This is a genomic window from Leucobacter alluvii, assembly GCF_039530485.1.
Lineage (GTDB): Bacteria > Actinomycetota > Actinomycetes > Actinomycetales > Microbacteriaceae > Leucobacter > Leucobacter alluvii.
Genome location: NZ_BAAAOP010000005.1, coordinates 68,609 through 83,127, shown reverse-complemented (window position 1 = coordinate 83,127; position 14,519 = coordinate 68,609). Strand labels below are relative to the sequence as shown.

The 14,519-nt window shown below is 69.0% G+C and carries 11 protein-coding genes; 2 read left to right on the top strand and 9 right to left on the bottom strand.

Translation table 11 applies throughout. The annotated features are described in order from the left end of the window. The 6 genes from ABFX18_RS04925 to ABFX18_RS04900 all read right to left on the bottom strand — a co-directional run bounded on the left by ABFX18_RS04925 (position 1) and on the right by ABFX18_RS04900 (position 7,866). Complete coding sequence (locus ABFX18_RS04925; protein ID WP_141653216.1) at positions 1-990, bottom strand: diguanylate cyclase; 990 nt, start codon at positions 988-990, stop codon at positions 1-3. A 94-nt stretch (positions 991-1,084) separates the two neighbouring features. Then, positions 1,085-2,683: an APC family permease gene (locus ABFX18_RS04920; RefSeq protein ID WP_090147831.1), complete on the bottom strand. Its 1,599-nt coding sequence runs from the start codon at positions 2,681-2,683 to the stop codon at positions 1,085-1,087. Between the two features lie 106 nt (positions 2,684-2,789). Continuing rightward, on the bottom strand, positions 2,790-3,251 hold the full coding sequence (locus tag ABFX18_RS04915; RefSeq protein WP_176698303.1) for a tetratricopeptide repeat protein: 462 nt from the start codon (positions 3,249-3,251) through the stop codon (positions 2,790-2,792). Further along, positions 3,248-4,003: a 4-hydroxy-tetrahydrodipicolinate reductase gene (gene dapB / locus ABFX18_RS04910; RefSeq protein WP_211647948.1), complete on the bottom strand. Its 756-nt coding sequence runs from the start codon at positions 4,001-4,003 to the stop codon at positions 3,248-3,250. Before dapB ends, ABFX18_RS04915 begins: the two co-directional genes overlap by 4 nt. A gap of 32 nt (positions 4,004-4,035) precedes the next feature. After that, on the bottom strand, positions 4,036-5,442 hold the full coding sequence (locus ABFX18_RS04905) for a M16 family metallopeptidase (RefSeq protein WP_346057601.1): 1,407 nt from the start codon (positions 5,440-5,442) through the stop codon (positions 4,036-4,038). A gap of 159 nt (positions 5,443-5,601) precedes the next feature. Next, positions 5,602-7,866, bottom strand: coding sequence for a polyribonucleotide nucleotidyltransferase (locus ABFX18_RS04900; RefSeq protein WP_346057600.1), 2,265 nt, complete (start codon positions 7,864-7,866; stop codon positions 5,602-5,604). Positions 7,867-8,250: 384 nt separating this feature from the next. Here ABFX18_RS04900 and ABFX18_RS04895 point away from each other — a divergent pair, with 384 nt between their 5' ends. Further along, complete coding sequence (locus ABFX18_RS04895; protein ID WP_346057599.1) at positions 8,251-8,916, top strand: FadR/GntR family transcriptional regulator; 666 nt, start codon at positions 8,251-8,253, stop codon at positions 8,914-8,916. Between the two features lie 71 nt (positions 8,917-8,987). Here the strand turns inward: ABFX18_RS04895 and serA are convergent, their stop codons facing one another. From serA to ABFX18_RS04880, 3 genes are all read right to left on the bottom strand, one after another. After that, positions 8,988-10,580, bottom strand: a complete 1,593-nt coding sequence (serA, locus tag ABFX18_RS04890) for a phosphoglycerate dehydrogenase (RefSeq protein WP_346057598.1) — start codon at positions 10,578-10,580, stop codon at positions 8,988-8,990. An 89-nt stretch (positions 10,581-10,669) separates the two neighbouring features. Then, entirely contained in the window at positions 10,670-10,990 is a 321-nt protein-coding gene (locus tag ABFX18_RS04885; protein WP_346057597.1) for a hypothetical protein, read from the bottom strand. A 3-nt stretch (positions 10,991-10,993) separates the two neighbouring features. Next, positions 10,994-11,560: a hypothetical protein gene (locus ABFX18_RS04880; protein WP_346057596.1), complete on the bottom strand. Its 567-nt coding sequence runs from the start codon at positions 11,558-11,560 to the stop codon at positions 10,994-10,996. A gap of 139 nt (positions 11,561-11,699) precedes the next feature. On the opposite strand from ABFX18_RS04880, the gene hrpB reads away from it, so the two are divergent. Beyond that, entirely contained in the window at positions 11,700-14,366 is a 2,667-nt protein-coding gene (hrpB, locus tag ABFX18_RS04875; protein ID WP_346057595.1) for an ATP-dependent helicase HrpB, read from the top strand. Positions 14,367-14,519 lie beyond the last annotated feature (153 nt).

The following is a 14,519-nucleotide window of genomic DNA, read 5'->3' as shown; positions in this document are numbered from 1 at the left end:
CTACCGCGGCTCGTGCTCGGAGCTCCCGTGCGGCTCGGCATCGCCTTTCCGATTCCGTTTCGCCCCCAGCATTTCGAGGTCGGCTCGCGAGATGAAGGCATCGGGCGACTCCCCCGGCACCCACTCGGCGATGCCGTAGGACCACTTGACCGCGTCGAGCTCGCGATGCAGCCGCTCGGCAATCGACCGCGCGAGCGAGGCGTCGGCATCGATGAGGAGCAGTGCGAACTCGTCGCCGCCGAACCGCGCGAACACGTCTTGCGGGCGGCAGTTCTCACGCATGTGCTGCGAGAACTGCCGGAGCACGCGATCGCCCTCGAAATGGCCGTAGCGATCGTTCACCTGCTTGAAGTCGTCGAGATCGACGTACAGCATCGCGAGGGGCCGCCCCCCGCGGTAGGAGGCCGCGACCGCGCGATCGAGCAGCGCGCGGAACCCGGTCGCGTTCCACACGCCGCAGAGCGGATCGGTCACCGACGCCCGTTCGAGTCGTCGTTTGAACAGTCCGATCAACTCGCCGAGCACCAGACCCGTCACGGTCAACGTGACGAGCACCGAGAGCATCGACGGCCCGAACCTCATCAGGATGAACGCATCCACCAGGAGGATCCACGGGTACCCGAGCAGCCGCGCGAACCACATCGGCAGGAACCAGACGAGGTACAGGAAGAACGGGAGGAAGAGCAGTCCGGTATTGATCGACCGGATCGCATCGGGAGCGAGGAGCACCGAGGGAACCACGACGATGAAGACGAGGGCCATGAGGACCCCGGCTGCTCGCGTGGAGAACCGGCTGCCGGCCGCGAACACGCCGCCGGCGGCGGCGAGGCAGGCGATCGCGACCGCGACGAGATCGGGTCGCTCGTCCCCCGGAGGCAGGAACACGGTCGAGTTGGCGAGCGCGAAGAGCATGCCGGCGACGAAGAACGCCGCAGTGGCGAGCGAGCGGTCGTTCTGCCGCTCGAACAGCTCCCCGATTATCGCCCGCATCTCCACCCGATCTCAGAGACTTGAGCATACGCGACGGTCAGCGGGAGCGCAGCACAATGCTGGGCTCCCTTCGCCGACCGTCACGAACCGTGAGCTACGAGCCGAGCCCGTCGTCGAACACCGGCATCGCCGAAGTGTCCTCCGATGCGTCCACGCGCGCGAGCACGCGGCCGCGGAAGAACTCGGGTGACGCCTTCGCCTGCAGGAGCATGAGCACGACGCCGATGCCGAGCACCGCGACGCCGATGATGCCGACGAGGCCGACGCCGGCGATGTTGCTGCCCGATCCAGCGTCCGGGCTCATCGCATCGATCGTGGTCTTGACGAACACGATCAGCAGCAGCACGCCGCCGAGCCCCGGGAGCACGATCTTCGAGATGATCGAGCCGACGCCCTCGCGCACAGCAGTCTTGCGGAAGTACCAGGGACTCGCGAGCGCAGTGATGCCGTAGTAGAAGCACACCATCATGCCGAGCGCGGTGATCGTGTCCCACAGCACGTCCTCGCTGATGAAGCGCATCACCGCGTAGAAGACGGACGCCACGATCGACGAGAGCATGAGCGCGACGTGCGGCGACTTGTACTTCGGGTGCACCCGCTTGATCGCGGCGGGCAGTGCCCGGTAATGCGCCATGGCGAGCAGTGTGCGGGCGGGTGAGATAGCGGTCGAGTTGATCGACGCCATCGCGCTCACGAGAATGGCGAGCGAGAGCAGGATCGCGGCAGGACCCATCACCGGGTGCGCGAGCGCGGCGAAGACGTTCTCCACGATGGCCGAGTTGCCGAGGCCTGTGGGTCCGTCGCCGATGCCGGCGAATGCGACGGTGGCGGTGGCGGTGCCGACGTAGAGCACGACCAGGATCCCGACCAGGATCATCGCCGCCTTGCTCTCAGTGGACAGCCGGCCCTTCGACGGCTTCGTCTCCTCGCCCATCGTGAGCACCGTGTCCCAGCCCCAGTAGACGAAGATCGATACCGCGATGCCCGCGGCGAACGCACTGAAGCTGCTGACCTCGAAGGGGTTGAACCAGGAGAGCTGAGGTACCGTGCCCTCGGGGTTCGCGGGGTCGCCCGCTCCGACGAACATGGCGACGATGAACCACACCATGACCGCCATCTGGAAGACCACGGTGATGTACTGGAACACCTTCGTCGAGGTCATCCCGCGGTAGGAGATCAGCGTCGCCAGGGCCATGAACCCGAGGCAGACCGCGATATTGATGAACTTGTTGTCGGCGATGTCGGCGATCGACGGATCATCCATCGCGATGCTGATCGACTGGAACAGGAATTCGACCGCGATTCCCGCGAGGTTCGACAGCACCAGCACGGTGGCTGCGATGAGTCCCCATCCCGCCATCCATCCGATCCACGGGCCGAATGCGCGCGTCGCCCACGTGAACGAGGTTCCCGAATCGGGCATCGCCGAATTCAGTGCGCGGTATCCGAGAGCGACGAGCAGCATGGGGATGAAGCCCATCAAGAAGATGGCGGGCGTCTGATACCCGACCTCGCTCGCCGCCGGGCCCACCGCTGCGGTGAGCGTGTATGCGGGGGCGCACACCGACAAGCCGATTACGAGAGCGCCGAGCACGCCCACCGTGCCCGACGGCAGACCCTTCTTGCTGATGCCGCTGACGGAGTCGAGTGTCCGTGTCGCGGGCTCCGGAGCGTTGAGGTCGTACTTCGCCATGTCACCTTTCCAGACTGGGGCGTCGAAGCGACCCAGAAAGTTCCGGTCGTGGCGGCCCGGGCATTGATTCTATGCACGCGGCGAGGAAACCACGAATCGATGGGGGCTATGCCCGAAGATCCTGCCGTTCGCAGGCGATCGCTCGTCGAATTGCACCGCGAGCGCGCTTTCGGTCTCCGCACGCGTCGTAGACGATTCCGAGTCGCATCCACGCCCGCCACGAGTCTGGCTCCGCCTGGACCGCGTCGCGGTACTTCGGGAACGCCGCGTCGGCGTCCGCCCGATCCGGTCTGCCCGAAGGCGTCTCCGAGACCGGCTCCTCCGGCAGCGCATCCTCCGCCTCGAGACGATCGGCCAGGCGAGTCGCCTGACTGCCGAAGAGGATCTCGCGCAGCAGCGCCCAGGCACCGATGAGCGGCAGCACGAGCATCGCGACACCCATGATGATCGCGATCGCGTCGCCAGAACCGAGCAGCGCGACCGCTCGAATGCCGACGAACACGAAGTAGAGCACGAGCACGGCGCTCATGATCGAGACGCCGATGATGGCCCGCGTGCGCGCACTCACCGCGCATCACCGGCTGCTGCCGCACCGCTCAGACCGAGCAGGGCGTCGAGCCCGACCGTGAGGCCGCGAGCATCGGCGATGGCTTCGAGGGCGGCCTGCACCCCTGCGCGATACGCCTCGTTGGAGTGGGTGTCGTGCGTCACCGTGAGCACTTCTCCGGGCCCGCCGAAGCGCACCTCCTGCTTGGCCACCACTCCGGCGAGTCTCAGGCTGTGCACGGGGATGCCCGCAATGAGCTCCCCGCGGGCCGGCTGCTCCGCGAACGGCGCATCGACCGGTCGTCCGCGACGCGCTTCCGCCATCAGCTCGGCGGTGCGCACGGCCGTGCCGCTCGGCGAGTCGACTTTGCCGGGATGGTGCGCTTCGACCACCTCCACCGCGTCGAAATAGGGCGCGGCGATACGAGCGAGCGCGGTGCCCAATACGGATCCCAGCGAGAAATTCGGCACGACGATGACGCCGCGCTCCGGCGTCCCCGCGAGCCTCGACTCGAGCGCTTCGAGCAGATCGGCGGACCAGCCGCTGGTGCCGACGATCACCTGCTGGCCTCGCGAGATCGCAGCATCGACGATCGCCGGCGAGACGTCCGGTCGGCTGACGTCGACGAGGATATCCGCGTCTGCCCCGTCTTCGGGACGGGAAGTACTGCGCAACCGGGCGACCAGCTCGAAGTCCGGATGCTGCTCGACGACCTCGCACACGAGTCGTCCCAGCCGCCCGGTCGCACCGGAGACCGCTACACGATTCTTCATTCCTCCAGGGTAGCGTTCGCCGGAGGCACCGATCACTCGCGGGATTCGAGCGAGGATCGCGATGCGTCGCCGACGGCGACCACGGTGAGCGGGCGCGCGGCGAGCGTGGCGGCGACCTCCTGGATGTCCTCCGGAGTCACTGCGGCGAAGCGCTCGAGCGAGGCGTCGAGGTCGAAGAGCTCCCCGCTGCCGAGCTCGGCGCGCGCCAGGCGACCCATCCGGGTGTCGGAATCCTCGAGCGCGAGCGCCGTCGATCCTGCGATCTGACCGAGGGCCCGCTCGAGCTCCTCCCCCGAGATCTCGGCGTCGGCGAGCTTGCGCAGCTCCACCCGGCTGAGCTCGACGACGTCGGCCGCCTTCTCCGGAGCGGTACCGGCGTACATCGCGAAGAGGCCTGAATCCGAGTAGCTCGCACCGAAGGCGTACGCCGTGTACGCGAGCCCGCGCTTCTCGCGGATCTCTTGGAACAACCGACTCGACATGCCCCCGCCGAGCACCGAGTTCATGATCCCGTAGGCGAAGCGACGCGGGTCGTTGGCGCTGAAACCGTGCGTGCCGATGAGCAGGTTCAGCTGCTCGGACGGGCGCTCGGTGATCTGCACGCGAGGTTCGCGGGCCATCGCCGAGTCGAGGGTCGGCGCTTCCAGCGTCGGGAGATCGGGCTGGGCCGCCTCGATCACCTGGCGTCGGCGCACGGGCGTCGCGCTCCCGTCGGTGTGCCAGCGCCCTTCCGGTGACGCATTCAGCGCCGCGACCACCTGAGCGACGAGCCTGTCGTGATCGACGGCGCCCGCCGCCGTGACGACGAGGGTCGATGGATCGTACCGATCGCGGTAGTGGCGGTCGACGTCGACGCGTCGCGCCTCCTTGATCGTGTCGGGCCAGCCCCCGATGGGGCGGCCCAGCGGATGCTCGCCGAGCACCGCTTCGAAGAAGCGCTCGTTGGCGACATCGGCGAGATCATCGGCCGCCATCGCGAGCTCTTCGAGGATCACGCCGCGCTCGATCTCGAACTCATCGGCATCGAGCGTCGAATTCGCCACCATGTCGCTCAGCATGTCGACCGCGACATCGAGGTCGGCGTCGCGCACCTTCGCGTAGTAGCACGTGTACTCCTTCGCGGTGAGCGCGTTGTGCTCGGCTCCGATGCGGTCGAACTCGGTCGCGATGGAGAACGCGTCGCGAGTCGGCGTGCCTTTGAAGAGCAGATGCTCGAGGAAGTGGGTGGATCCCAGGCTGCCGGGCGCATCCGCGCGTTCAGCCTGCTCGTCGCGGGAGCCGACGCCGACCCAGAACCCGATCGAAGCGCTTCGCGCCCCTGGCATGCGCTCCGTCAGCACGCGGAGCCCGCTCGGATGCACGGTGCGGCGAACCAGCCCGCCTCCCAGATCCGCGGTCAGTTCGGCTTGATCGAGGGGCAGTTGGATCGGTTCGCGCATGCCCTCAGCCTAGGGCCTCGCCGCTCCGAGCTTCCCGCGCGGTGGGCCGCCCTCCTCCGCCGGCCCGCGTTCCCCGCGCCGCGCAACGCAGAACGCCCGCCGCCCCGCGCGATGCGGGACGACGGGCGTTGAGTGCGGCGGACCGCCGCACTGCCGGAACTACTCGGCTGCGGGAGCCTCGGCAGCGGCTTCGGCCGGAGCCTCAGCTGCCTGCTCCTCGAGCACGGGCTCGAGTGAGAGTTTGCCGCGATCGTCGGTCTTCGTGATCTTCACGAGGATCTTCTGACCGACCGAGAGCACGTCGTCCACGCTCTCGATGCGCTTCCCACCGGCGAGCTTGCGCACCTCGGAGATGTGCAGCAGGCCGTCCTTGCCCGGGAGCAGCGAGATGAACGCGCCGAACGCCGCGTTCTTCACGACCGTACCGAGGTACTGCTCGCCGACCTCGGGGTTCTGCGGGTTCGCGATGGCGTTGACCTGCGCGCGCGCAGCCTCCGCCGCCGGACCGTCGGTCGCGCCGATGTAGACGGTGCCGTCGTCATCGATCGAGATGTCGGCGCCGGTCTGATCCTGGATCCCGTTGATCGTCTTGCCCTTCGGCCCGATCAGTTCGCCGATCTTGTCGACCGGAATGTTCACCGTGATCACGCGAGGCGCGGTCGGCGCCATCTCGTCGGGCACGTCGATCGCCTGGTTCAGCACGCCGAGGATCGTGAGGCGGGCCTCATGAGCCTGAGTCAGCGCGCCCTTCAGCACCGATGCCGGCAGGCCGTCGAGCTTGGTGTCGAGCTGAATAGCGGTGATGAACTCAGAGGTACCGGCGACCTTGAAATCCATATCGCCGAGCGCATCCTCAGCGCCCAGGATGTCGGTGAGGGCTGCGTACCGCGTCTCGCCGTCGACATCGTCGGAGACGAGACCCATCGCGATGCCGGCGACGGGCGCGCGCAGCGGCACGCCGGCGTTCAGCAGCGACAGGGTCGACGCGCAGACCGAGCCCATCGACGTCGAACCGTTCGAGCTCAGCGCCTCTGAGACCTGTCGAATCGCGTAGGGGAACTCCTCGCGGCTCGGCAGCACCGGTACGAGCGCGCGCTCGGCGAGGAAGCCGTGCCCGATCTCGCGACGCTTCGGCGAACCGACGCGGCCGGTCTCACCGGTCGAGTACGGCGGGAAGTTGTAATGGTGCAGGTAGCGCTTGCTCGTGATCGGCGACAGCGAGTCGATCTGCTGCTCCATCTTGAGCATGTTCAGCGTGGTGACACCCAGGATCTGGGTCTCGCCGCGCTGGAAGATGGCGGAGCCGTGCACGCGAGGAATGACCTGGACCTCGGCGTCGAGCGCACGGATGTCGCTCGTTCCGCGGCCGTCCATGCGGACGCCCTCGGTGAGCACGCGGCTGCGCACGATGTCCTTCGTGACCGACTTGTACGCGGCGGAGACCTGCGCGTTGGCCGAATCGGGAAGGGTCCCGGCCTCAACCTGCGCTGCGATGCCCTCCTTGACGCGCGCCTTCAGCGCGTCGTCTGCGGCCTGGCGCTCCTGCTTGTCGGCGATCTGGTAGATCGGCGCGAGCTCGGTGCGTGCGAGCGCGTCGACGGCCGCGAGCACCTCATCGGTGTACGGCAGGAAGACCGGGTAGTCGGCGATCTCCTTCGCCGACTGCGCGGCGAGCTCGGACTGCGCCTTGCAGAGCTGCGCGATGAACGGCTTCGCGGCATCGAGGCCCTCGGCGACGACTGCCTCGTTCGGCTTCTTCGCGCCGCTGCGGATGAGCTCCCAGCTGTGCTCGGTGGCCTCTGCTTCGACCATCATGATCGCGACATCATCGTTGCCGTTGGCATCGGTCACGACACGGCCGGCCACGACGAGGTCGAAGACGGCGTCCTTCAGCTGCTCGGCAGTCGGGAATGCGACCCACTGATCGCCGATGAGTGCGAGACGCACGCCCGCGATGGGACCGGAGAACGGCAGACCGGAGATCTGCGTCGACGCGGAAGCTGCGTTGATCGCGAGCGCGTCGTAGAACTCGCCGGGCGCGATCGAGAGCACGGTGATGACGACCTGGACCTCGTTGCGCAGACCGCTCACGAAGGAGGGACGCAGGGGCCGGTCGATGAGACGGCAGACGAGGATCGCCTCGGTCGAGGGACGGCCTTCGCGACGGAAGAACGAACCGGGGATCTTGCCGGCGGCGTACGAGCGCTCTTCGACGTCGATGGTCAGCGGGAAGAAGTCGAAGTGATCCTTCGGCTGCTTCGATGCGCTGGTCGCCGAGAGGAGCATCGTCTCCTCGTCGAGGTACGCGGCGACCGCGCCCTGGGCCTGCTGCGCGAGCCGGCCTGTTTCGAATCGGATGGTGCGCTTGCCGAATGTGCCGTTGTCGAGCACAGCTTCGGCGAACTTGATTTCAGGACCCTCCACGGGTTCTCCTTACTCACGAGAGCACGCGACGGACAGTCCGGATCGCGCCGGCGTATGCTGCGGTCGATCGCGGATGCTGATGTTCAGTAGACGACCACCCTGCGCACCGCTCCGCGCGGAACCAGAGGGATCCACCACCGAAGACCAGCCCGCCAATCGGCGTGCTCGGTTCTTCGTTTTGACACGGGCAGACGCCCGCTCTCACAGGATAGCACCGAGGGCCTGGCAGCACGCAGGGTATCCGGGTCTGCGGCGCGCGCTCAGATGAGCTGTCAGACAGATTACCGAAGCGGACGAAAACTCCATATTCTGGTGCGAGTAGATCCGCACCGACGCCGACACTCGACCTGCGAGCCCGCGTTGCGCTCCCGAAAGGTCCCGCCCATGGATTCCCCCGTCAAGCGCGTCAGCGCGACCGAGGCCGCGTTCCGCGCGATCCGGGATCTCATCGACAACGATGCGGTCGTTCCCGGCGATCGTCTGCCCGGAGAGCTGACCCTCGCCAAGCAGTTCGGCGTGAGCCGATCCGTCGTGCGGGAGGCGCTCCACGCGTGCTCGACGCTGGGGCTCACCGAGACCCGCAGCGGCAGCGGCACCTACGTCGTCTCGAAGACTCCGTCCGGCGTGTCCGAGTTCGGCGGGTTCGACCCAGACCACCTCATGGAGGCGCGTATCCACGTCGAGGTGCCCACCGCGGGCCACGCGGCGCAGCGGCGCACTGAGATCGAGCTCGAAGAGATGCGCAGACTCCTCAGCCGCATGCTCGAGACGACGGCGCTGCACGAATGGGTGCGCCTCGACCGCGACTTCCACACCCTCATCGCTGAGGCGAGCCACAATTCGGTGCTCCTCAGCATCACCGCGTCGATGCGGCGCTCGCTCGATCTGCAATCCGAGTTCTTGAACATCACGCAGGCGCGTCAGCTCGATTCCGACGTCGAGCATGCGACCATCTTCGCCGCCATCGAGGCCGGCGACCGGGTTGCGGCTGAAGAAGCCGCGCTGCAGCACATCGACGCCGTCGCCTCGGCGATCCGAGCCGGGCGGTAGCGGCGGGGCGGATCCTGCACGCGCGAAGCCCCCTCCGCCGAGATCGCGGAAGGGGCTTCGTGGTTCGGCGCCTAGAGCGCGTCGATGTCGATCGTGTGCATGTGCTCGGCGCCGATCGCGCCGCGCAGTGCGCCGATGAGCGTCTCCTCGACCGGCGCGTCGACCGAGAGCACCGACAGGGCGGTGCCCCGCTTCTCATCGCGAGCGATCTGGAGACCGGCGATGTTCACGCCGGCCTCGCCGAGCACGCCGCCGTAGGTCGCGACGATGCCGGGACGGTCGACGTAGCTGAAGACGATGAGGTGCTCCGGGATCGGCAGCTCGACCTCGTATCCGTTGATCTCGACGATCTTCTCGACCTGCTTCGGGCCCGTCAGTGTGCCCGAAACCGAGATGGGGGTGCCGTCGGTGAGCGCGCCGCGGATGGTGATCACGTTGCGGTAGCTCTCCGAGAGCGAGTCGACGGTGAACCGAACGTCGATGTTGCGCTGCTCCGCGAGCAGTGGCGCGTTGACGTACGAGACGGGCTCGCTGACCACCTTCGAGAACAACCCCTTCAGGCCGGCGAGTCGCAGAGCCTGCACGTTGTGCTCGGCGAGCTCGCCGTGCACCTCGATGTCGACCGAGGCGATCGCGCCGTCCGCGAGACCGGCGAAGACCTGGCCGAGCTTCTCCGTCAGCGGCAGGCCGGGGCGCACGTACTCGTCGATGGCGCCGCCCGCGACGTTCACCGCGTCGGGAACGAGATCGCCGGCGAGGGCGAGGCGCACCGACTTCGCGACCGAGACGCCCGCCTTCTCCTGGGCCTCATCGGTCGACGCACCGAGGTGCGGCGTCACGTTGACGTTCGGAAGCCCGGTGAGACGCGTGTCTGCGGGCGGCTCCTGCACGAAGACGTCGAGCGCCGCGCCGGCGATCTCGCCCGACGCGAGCGCCTCGGCGAGCGCGTCCTCGTCGATCAGGCCGCCGCGAGCGACGTTGATGACGAACGCGGTGGGCTTCATGGCCCGCAACTGCTCGGCGCCGATCATGCCGAGCGTCTCCGGCGTGCGGGGCATGTGGATCGTCAGGAAGTCCGCGCGGCCGACGAGCTCGTCGAGCGAGACGAGCTGCACGCCCAGCTGCTGCGCGCGCGCCGCGGTGATGTACGGGTCGTATGCGATGAGCTCGACGCCGAAACCGCGCAGGCGGTCGGCGATGAGCGCACCGATGCGTCCCAGTCCGATGATGCCGACGGTCTTCTCGAACAGCTCGATCCCGGTGAACGACGAGCGCTTCCATTCGCCTGCTGACAGCGACGCGTGCGCGCGGGGCAGGTGTCGCGCGAGACCCAGGATGTGCGCGACCGTCAACTCGGCGGCGCTGATGATGTTGGACGTCGGCGCGTTGACGACCATCACACCGGCCTGGGTGGCCGACTTGATGTCGACGTTGTCGAGACCGACGCCGGCACGGGCCACGACCTTGAGCTTCGGCGCCCAGCCGAGCGCCTCCGCATCGATCTGCGTGGCGGAGCGGACCAATACCGCGTCAGCGGAACCGAGCGCCGAGCGCAGCGCATCGCGATCCGTTCCGTCGACGTGCACCACCTCGAAGTCGGGGCCGAGAGCGGCGATGGTTGCGGGCGAAAGTTGTTCGGCGATCAGCACGACCGGCGCAGACATCAAGCAGATCCTTCGGGTTGAAAACGAGGACAATACGCGCAGCGCACGCAGGGCACCAGTCTAGCCCCGCAGGGGTCGGCTGCTCCCGGCTACGCGAAATATGACGAGTCGGGCACGACGTGCATGATGTCGATCTGCCAGGCGGCGACCAGCGCCACGCCAGCGGCGAGCAGCAGGATCCTGGCGCCCGCTCCCCGTCGTCTTCCGAGCAGGAGCGCGAGCGCGAAGACGACCGCCGGCATCACCACGCCGACGACGAGCCAGAAGCGACCCGACCCGGTGAGGCCCGTGTCGAGCGCCGCGCTCATGCCCATGACCCCGACGAGGTTGCCGATGCCCGCGACGATCGCGTACAGGTAGAGCAGCCCGAGCAGCACCCCGGCCGACCATGCGGAAATGAGTTTCGCCATGCCTCAGACGCCTCTCTCGATGAGCATCGGCAGCGGTACGAGCACCACGGCGCCGATGAGCAGCAGGATCGTCAGGAGCTTGGTGCGGCCTCCGCGCCCGAAGACGAGCGCCGTGAAGAACCAGAGGGGCGAGGCGAACGGCGCAGCCCAGAAGACGACCTGCTGCAGCACGCCGCCGATGATGCCGCTCCCCGCTGCGGTGACCGAATTGTTCTCGGAGTAGGCCTGCGCCACGATGAACCAGCCCCAGGTGTAGAGCAGGTAGAGTCCGCCGAAGACTCCCAGCACGACGAGTGCGCCGTTCGAGATCTGGGATCGTTCAGGTGCATCGGCGTCGACGACGGCGTCGATCGCGTCGCTTTCGGACTGCGCCTGCGGTCGCGCTCCCTCGTCGCCGACGCGCGACGGCGCACGTTGCACATCCGTCGCATCCGCCCCGACACCAGGAGGCGGATCGGCGCGCACTGCATCCGGATCACCGGCTGCGGCCGGCTCCCCGGCGACGGTCCATCCGCTCGCGAGCGAGCTCTCCCGAGGTTCCCGCGACGCGCGGCCCGGCTTCTGCTTCATACGTCCAGGGTATCGCTCGACGACTCCACGTCTGCCGGGAGCGGCATCGCGCGGCACCCGAGGCGGCCGACCGCGAGCACGCACTGCGCCGGCACCGGCCGCGGCGCAGACCCGGGCACCGCACTTCTACACTGGAGGGATGCCCCATCGCTTCGATCTCGCCGCCATCGGCGCCGGGCTCGTCGTCGCGAACGAGGCTGAAGCGCTCGTGGCGGCTCTCGCCGGCGGCGTCGCGGTCGTGACGGCACCCCCTGGCACCGGGAAGACCACCTTCGTGCCTCCGCTCGTCGCAGACCTGCTGAGCGAGACGTCTCCGGGCGGCGATGCCCCATCGCGGTCGAGCGGCCGGGCCCCGACGGTCTTGCTCACGCAACCGCGACGGGTCGCGGTGCGCGCGGCAGCGGCCCGGATCGCCCAGCTCGACGGCTCCCCGCTCGGCCGCGCGATCGGGTTCACCGTTCGCGGCGAACGCGTGCTCGATCCCGCGCACCGCATCGAGGCGCTCACTCCCGGGGTGCTGCTGCGCCGCCTGCTCCGGGACCCGGACCTCCCCGGTGTCGGCGCGGTGATCCTCGACGAGGTGCATGAGCGCTCGCTCGACGGCGACCTGCTGCTCGGCATGCTGGCCGAGGTCCGCGCGCTTCGCGATGATCTCATCGTGGTCGCGATGTCGGCGACGCTCGATGCGCGTCGTGTCGCCGACCTCCTCGGCTCCGACGACGCAGCGGCTCCGATCGTGGACGTGCCATCGGCGCTGCACCCGCTGCGCGTCGACTACGCTCCGTTCGACCACCCGAGGCTCGACGATCGAGGGGTCAGCCGGGAGTTCCTCGCGCATCTCGCGGGAGTAGCAGCGGAAGCGCAGCGCTCAGAGGGGTGCGATGCACTCGTCTTCGTTCCCGGCGCCCGCGAGGTCGATGAGCTCGTCAGCCTGCTGCGCTCGCGAGTGCCGGGACACGGGACCTCGGCGGTCGATGTGCTGCCGCTGCACGGTCGATTGGAGCCTCGGGCGCAGGATCGCGCGGTGCGCGGGCGGCTTCACGGCGATCCGCCCCGCATCGTCGTGAGCACCTCGCTCGCCGAGAGCTCGCTCACCGTGCCGGGGGTGCGCCTCGTCGTGGACGCCGGTCTCTCGCGGGAGGTTCGACGGGACCGAGCTCGGAGCATGACGGGGCTCGTCACGGTGAGCGCATCCCGCTCGAGCGTCGTGCAGCGCGCCGGTCGCGCGGCGCGCCTCGGACCCGGTCGCGCGGTGCGCGCCTACTCCGAGGCCGACTTCGCGCGCATGCCGGCCGACGCCGCTCCTGAGATCGCGGCTGCCGACCTCACGGACGCCGCACTCCTGCTCGCCGCCTGGGGCACGCCTCGTGGTGAGGGCCTGGCCCTGCCGACGCGCCCGCCCGCTGCGGCGATGCGCGAGGCGGAGCACGTACTGCGCACGCTTGAGCTCGTCAACGACACGGGCAGCATCACGACATTCGGAGCGCGCGTCGCTCAACTCCCGATCGGCGCACGTGAAGCGCGAGCCCTGCTCTCCGGGAGCACCGCCCTCGAAGACCGGACTCGTGTGGCGGAGATCGTCGCCGCCATGACGGGAGATCACCGCGATGCGGGGGCCGACCTCGCACGGGTGCTGCGCGAGCTCCGCGCCGGGCGCTCCCCCGGTGCGGCGACGTGGCGCCGAGAGTCCCAACGGCTGCGCAGGATCGTCGATGCCGAGTTCGAGACGACCTCCGAGGCCGCAGCCGACACCCGCGCGCCCGGCACGACGGCGACGGCGACGGCGACGCAGCATTCCAGCGTCGGCGCCTCACCAGGGCCCGTCGTGGCGCTCGCCCGGCCCGAGTGGATCGCGCGGCGAGTCGCATCCGGCTCCCGAGCGTACGTGCTGGCGAGCGGGACGCGCGCGGCACTGCCCGAGGGGAGCCCCCTCCTCGGTTCGGAATGGATCGCCGTGCGAGAGGTGCAACGCGCCGACGGTCGCGCTGCCGACGGCACCGGCGCGGTGATCCGCCTCGCCGCTCCCCTCACGGATGCCGATGCACGGCACTTCGGCGCGTCCCTGCTCGCCGAGCAGCGATCGGCGCAGATCGTCGACGGCCGCGTCCAGGTGCGGGAGGAGCGGCGCCTCGGCGCGATCCTGCTCGCTTCGACTCCCGTCGCCGCGACACCGGCCGACACCGCGCCCGCGATCGCGCGCCTCGTGCGCGACGACGGGCTCGGAGCTCTGACCTGGTCGGACGCGGCGAAGGCGCTGCGCGGACGGATGGCGCTGGTGCATGCGCAGCTCGGGGCGCCCTGGCCCGCCATGCACGACGCCGCGCTGCTCGCCTCGATCGATGACTGGCTCGGCCCCGACCTCGCGCGGCTCTCAGGTCGCGCGGGCCTCCACTCCCTCGACCTCGCCGCCGCACTGCGTCGCCTCCTGCCCTGGCCCGAGGCCGCCCGCCTCGACGAGCTCGCCCCCGAGCGACTCCCCGTGCCGTCCGGCGGCAGCGCGCGCATTGCATACCCCGATGTCAGCGACGAAGGGGGCCGGCCGGTCGTCGCAGTGAAACTTCAAGAGCTATTCGGTCTCGCCGTCACGCCCCGGCTCGTCGACGGGCGGGTTCCGGTGCTCTTCCACCTGCTCTCCCCTGCCCGCAAGCCGCTCGCGGTGACCGACGATCTCGAGTCGTTCTGGAACGGGCCCTACCAGCAGGTGCGCAAGGAGATGCGCGGGCGGTACCCGAAGCACCCGTGGCCGGAGGATCCGTGGACGGCGCCCGCGACGGCGCGCACGAAGCGCGCTTCCGCCCGCCCCTGAGCCGCACCCGCCGGCGCCGATGCCGATGCCGGTGCCGCGAGCACGAGGGCTCACCCTGAACCTGAGCGCATTTCGGCGATCAAAGCCTCGGGTTCACGTTCACCCCTCCGGTTCGGCGCCGGCACGGCCGCCGAAACAGCAGAACGCCCACCG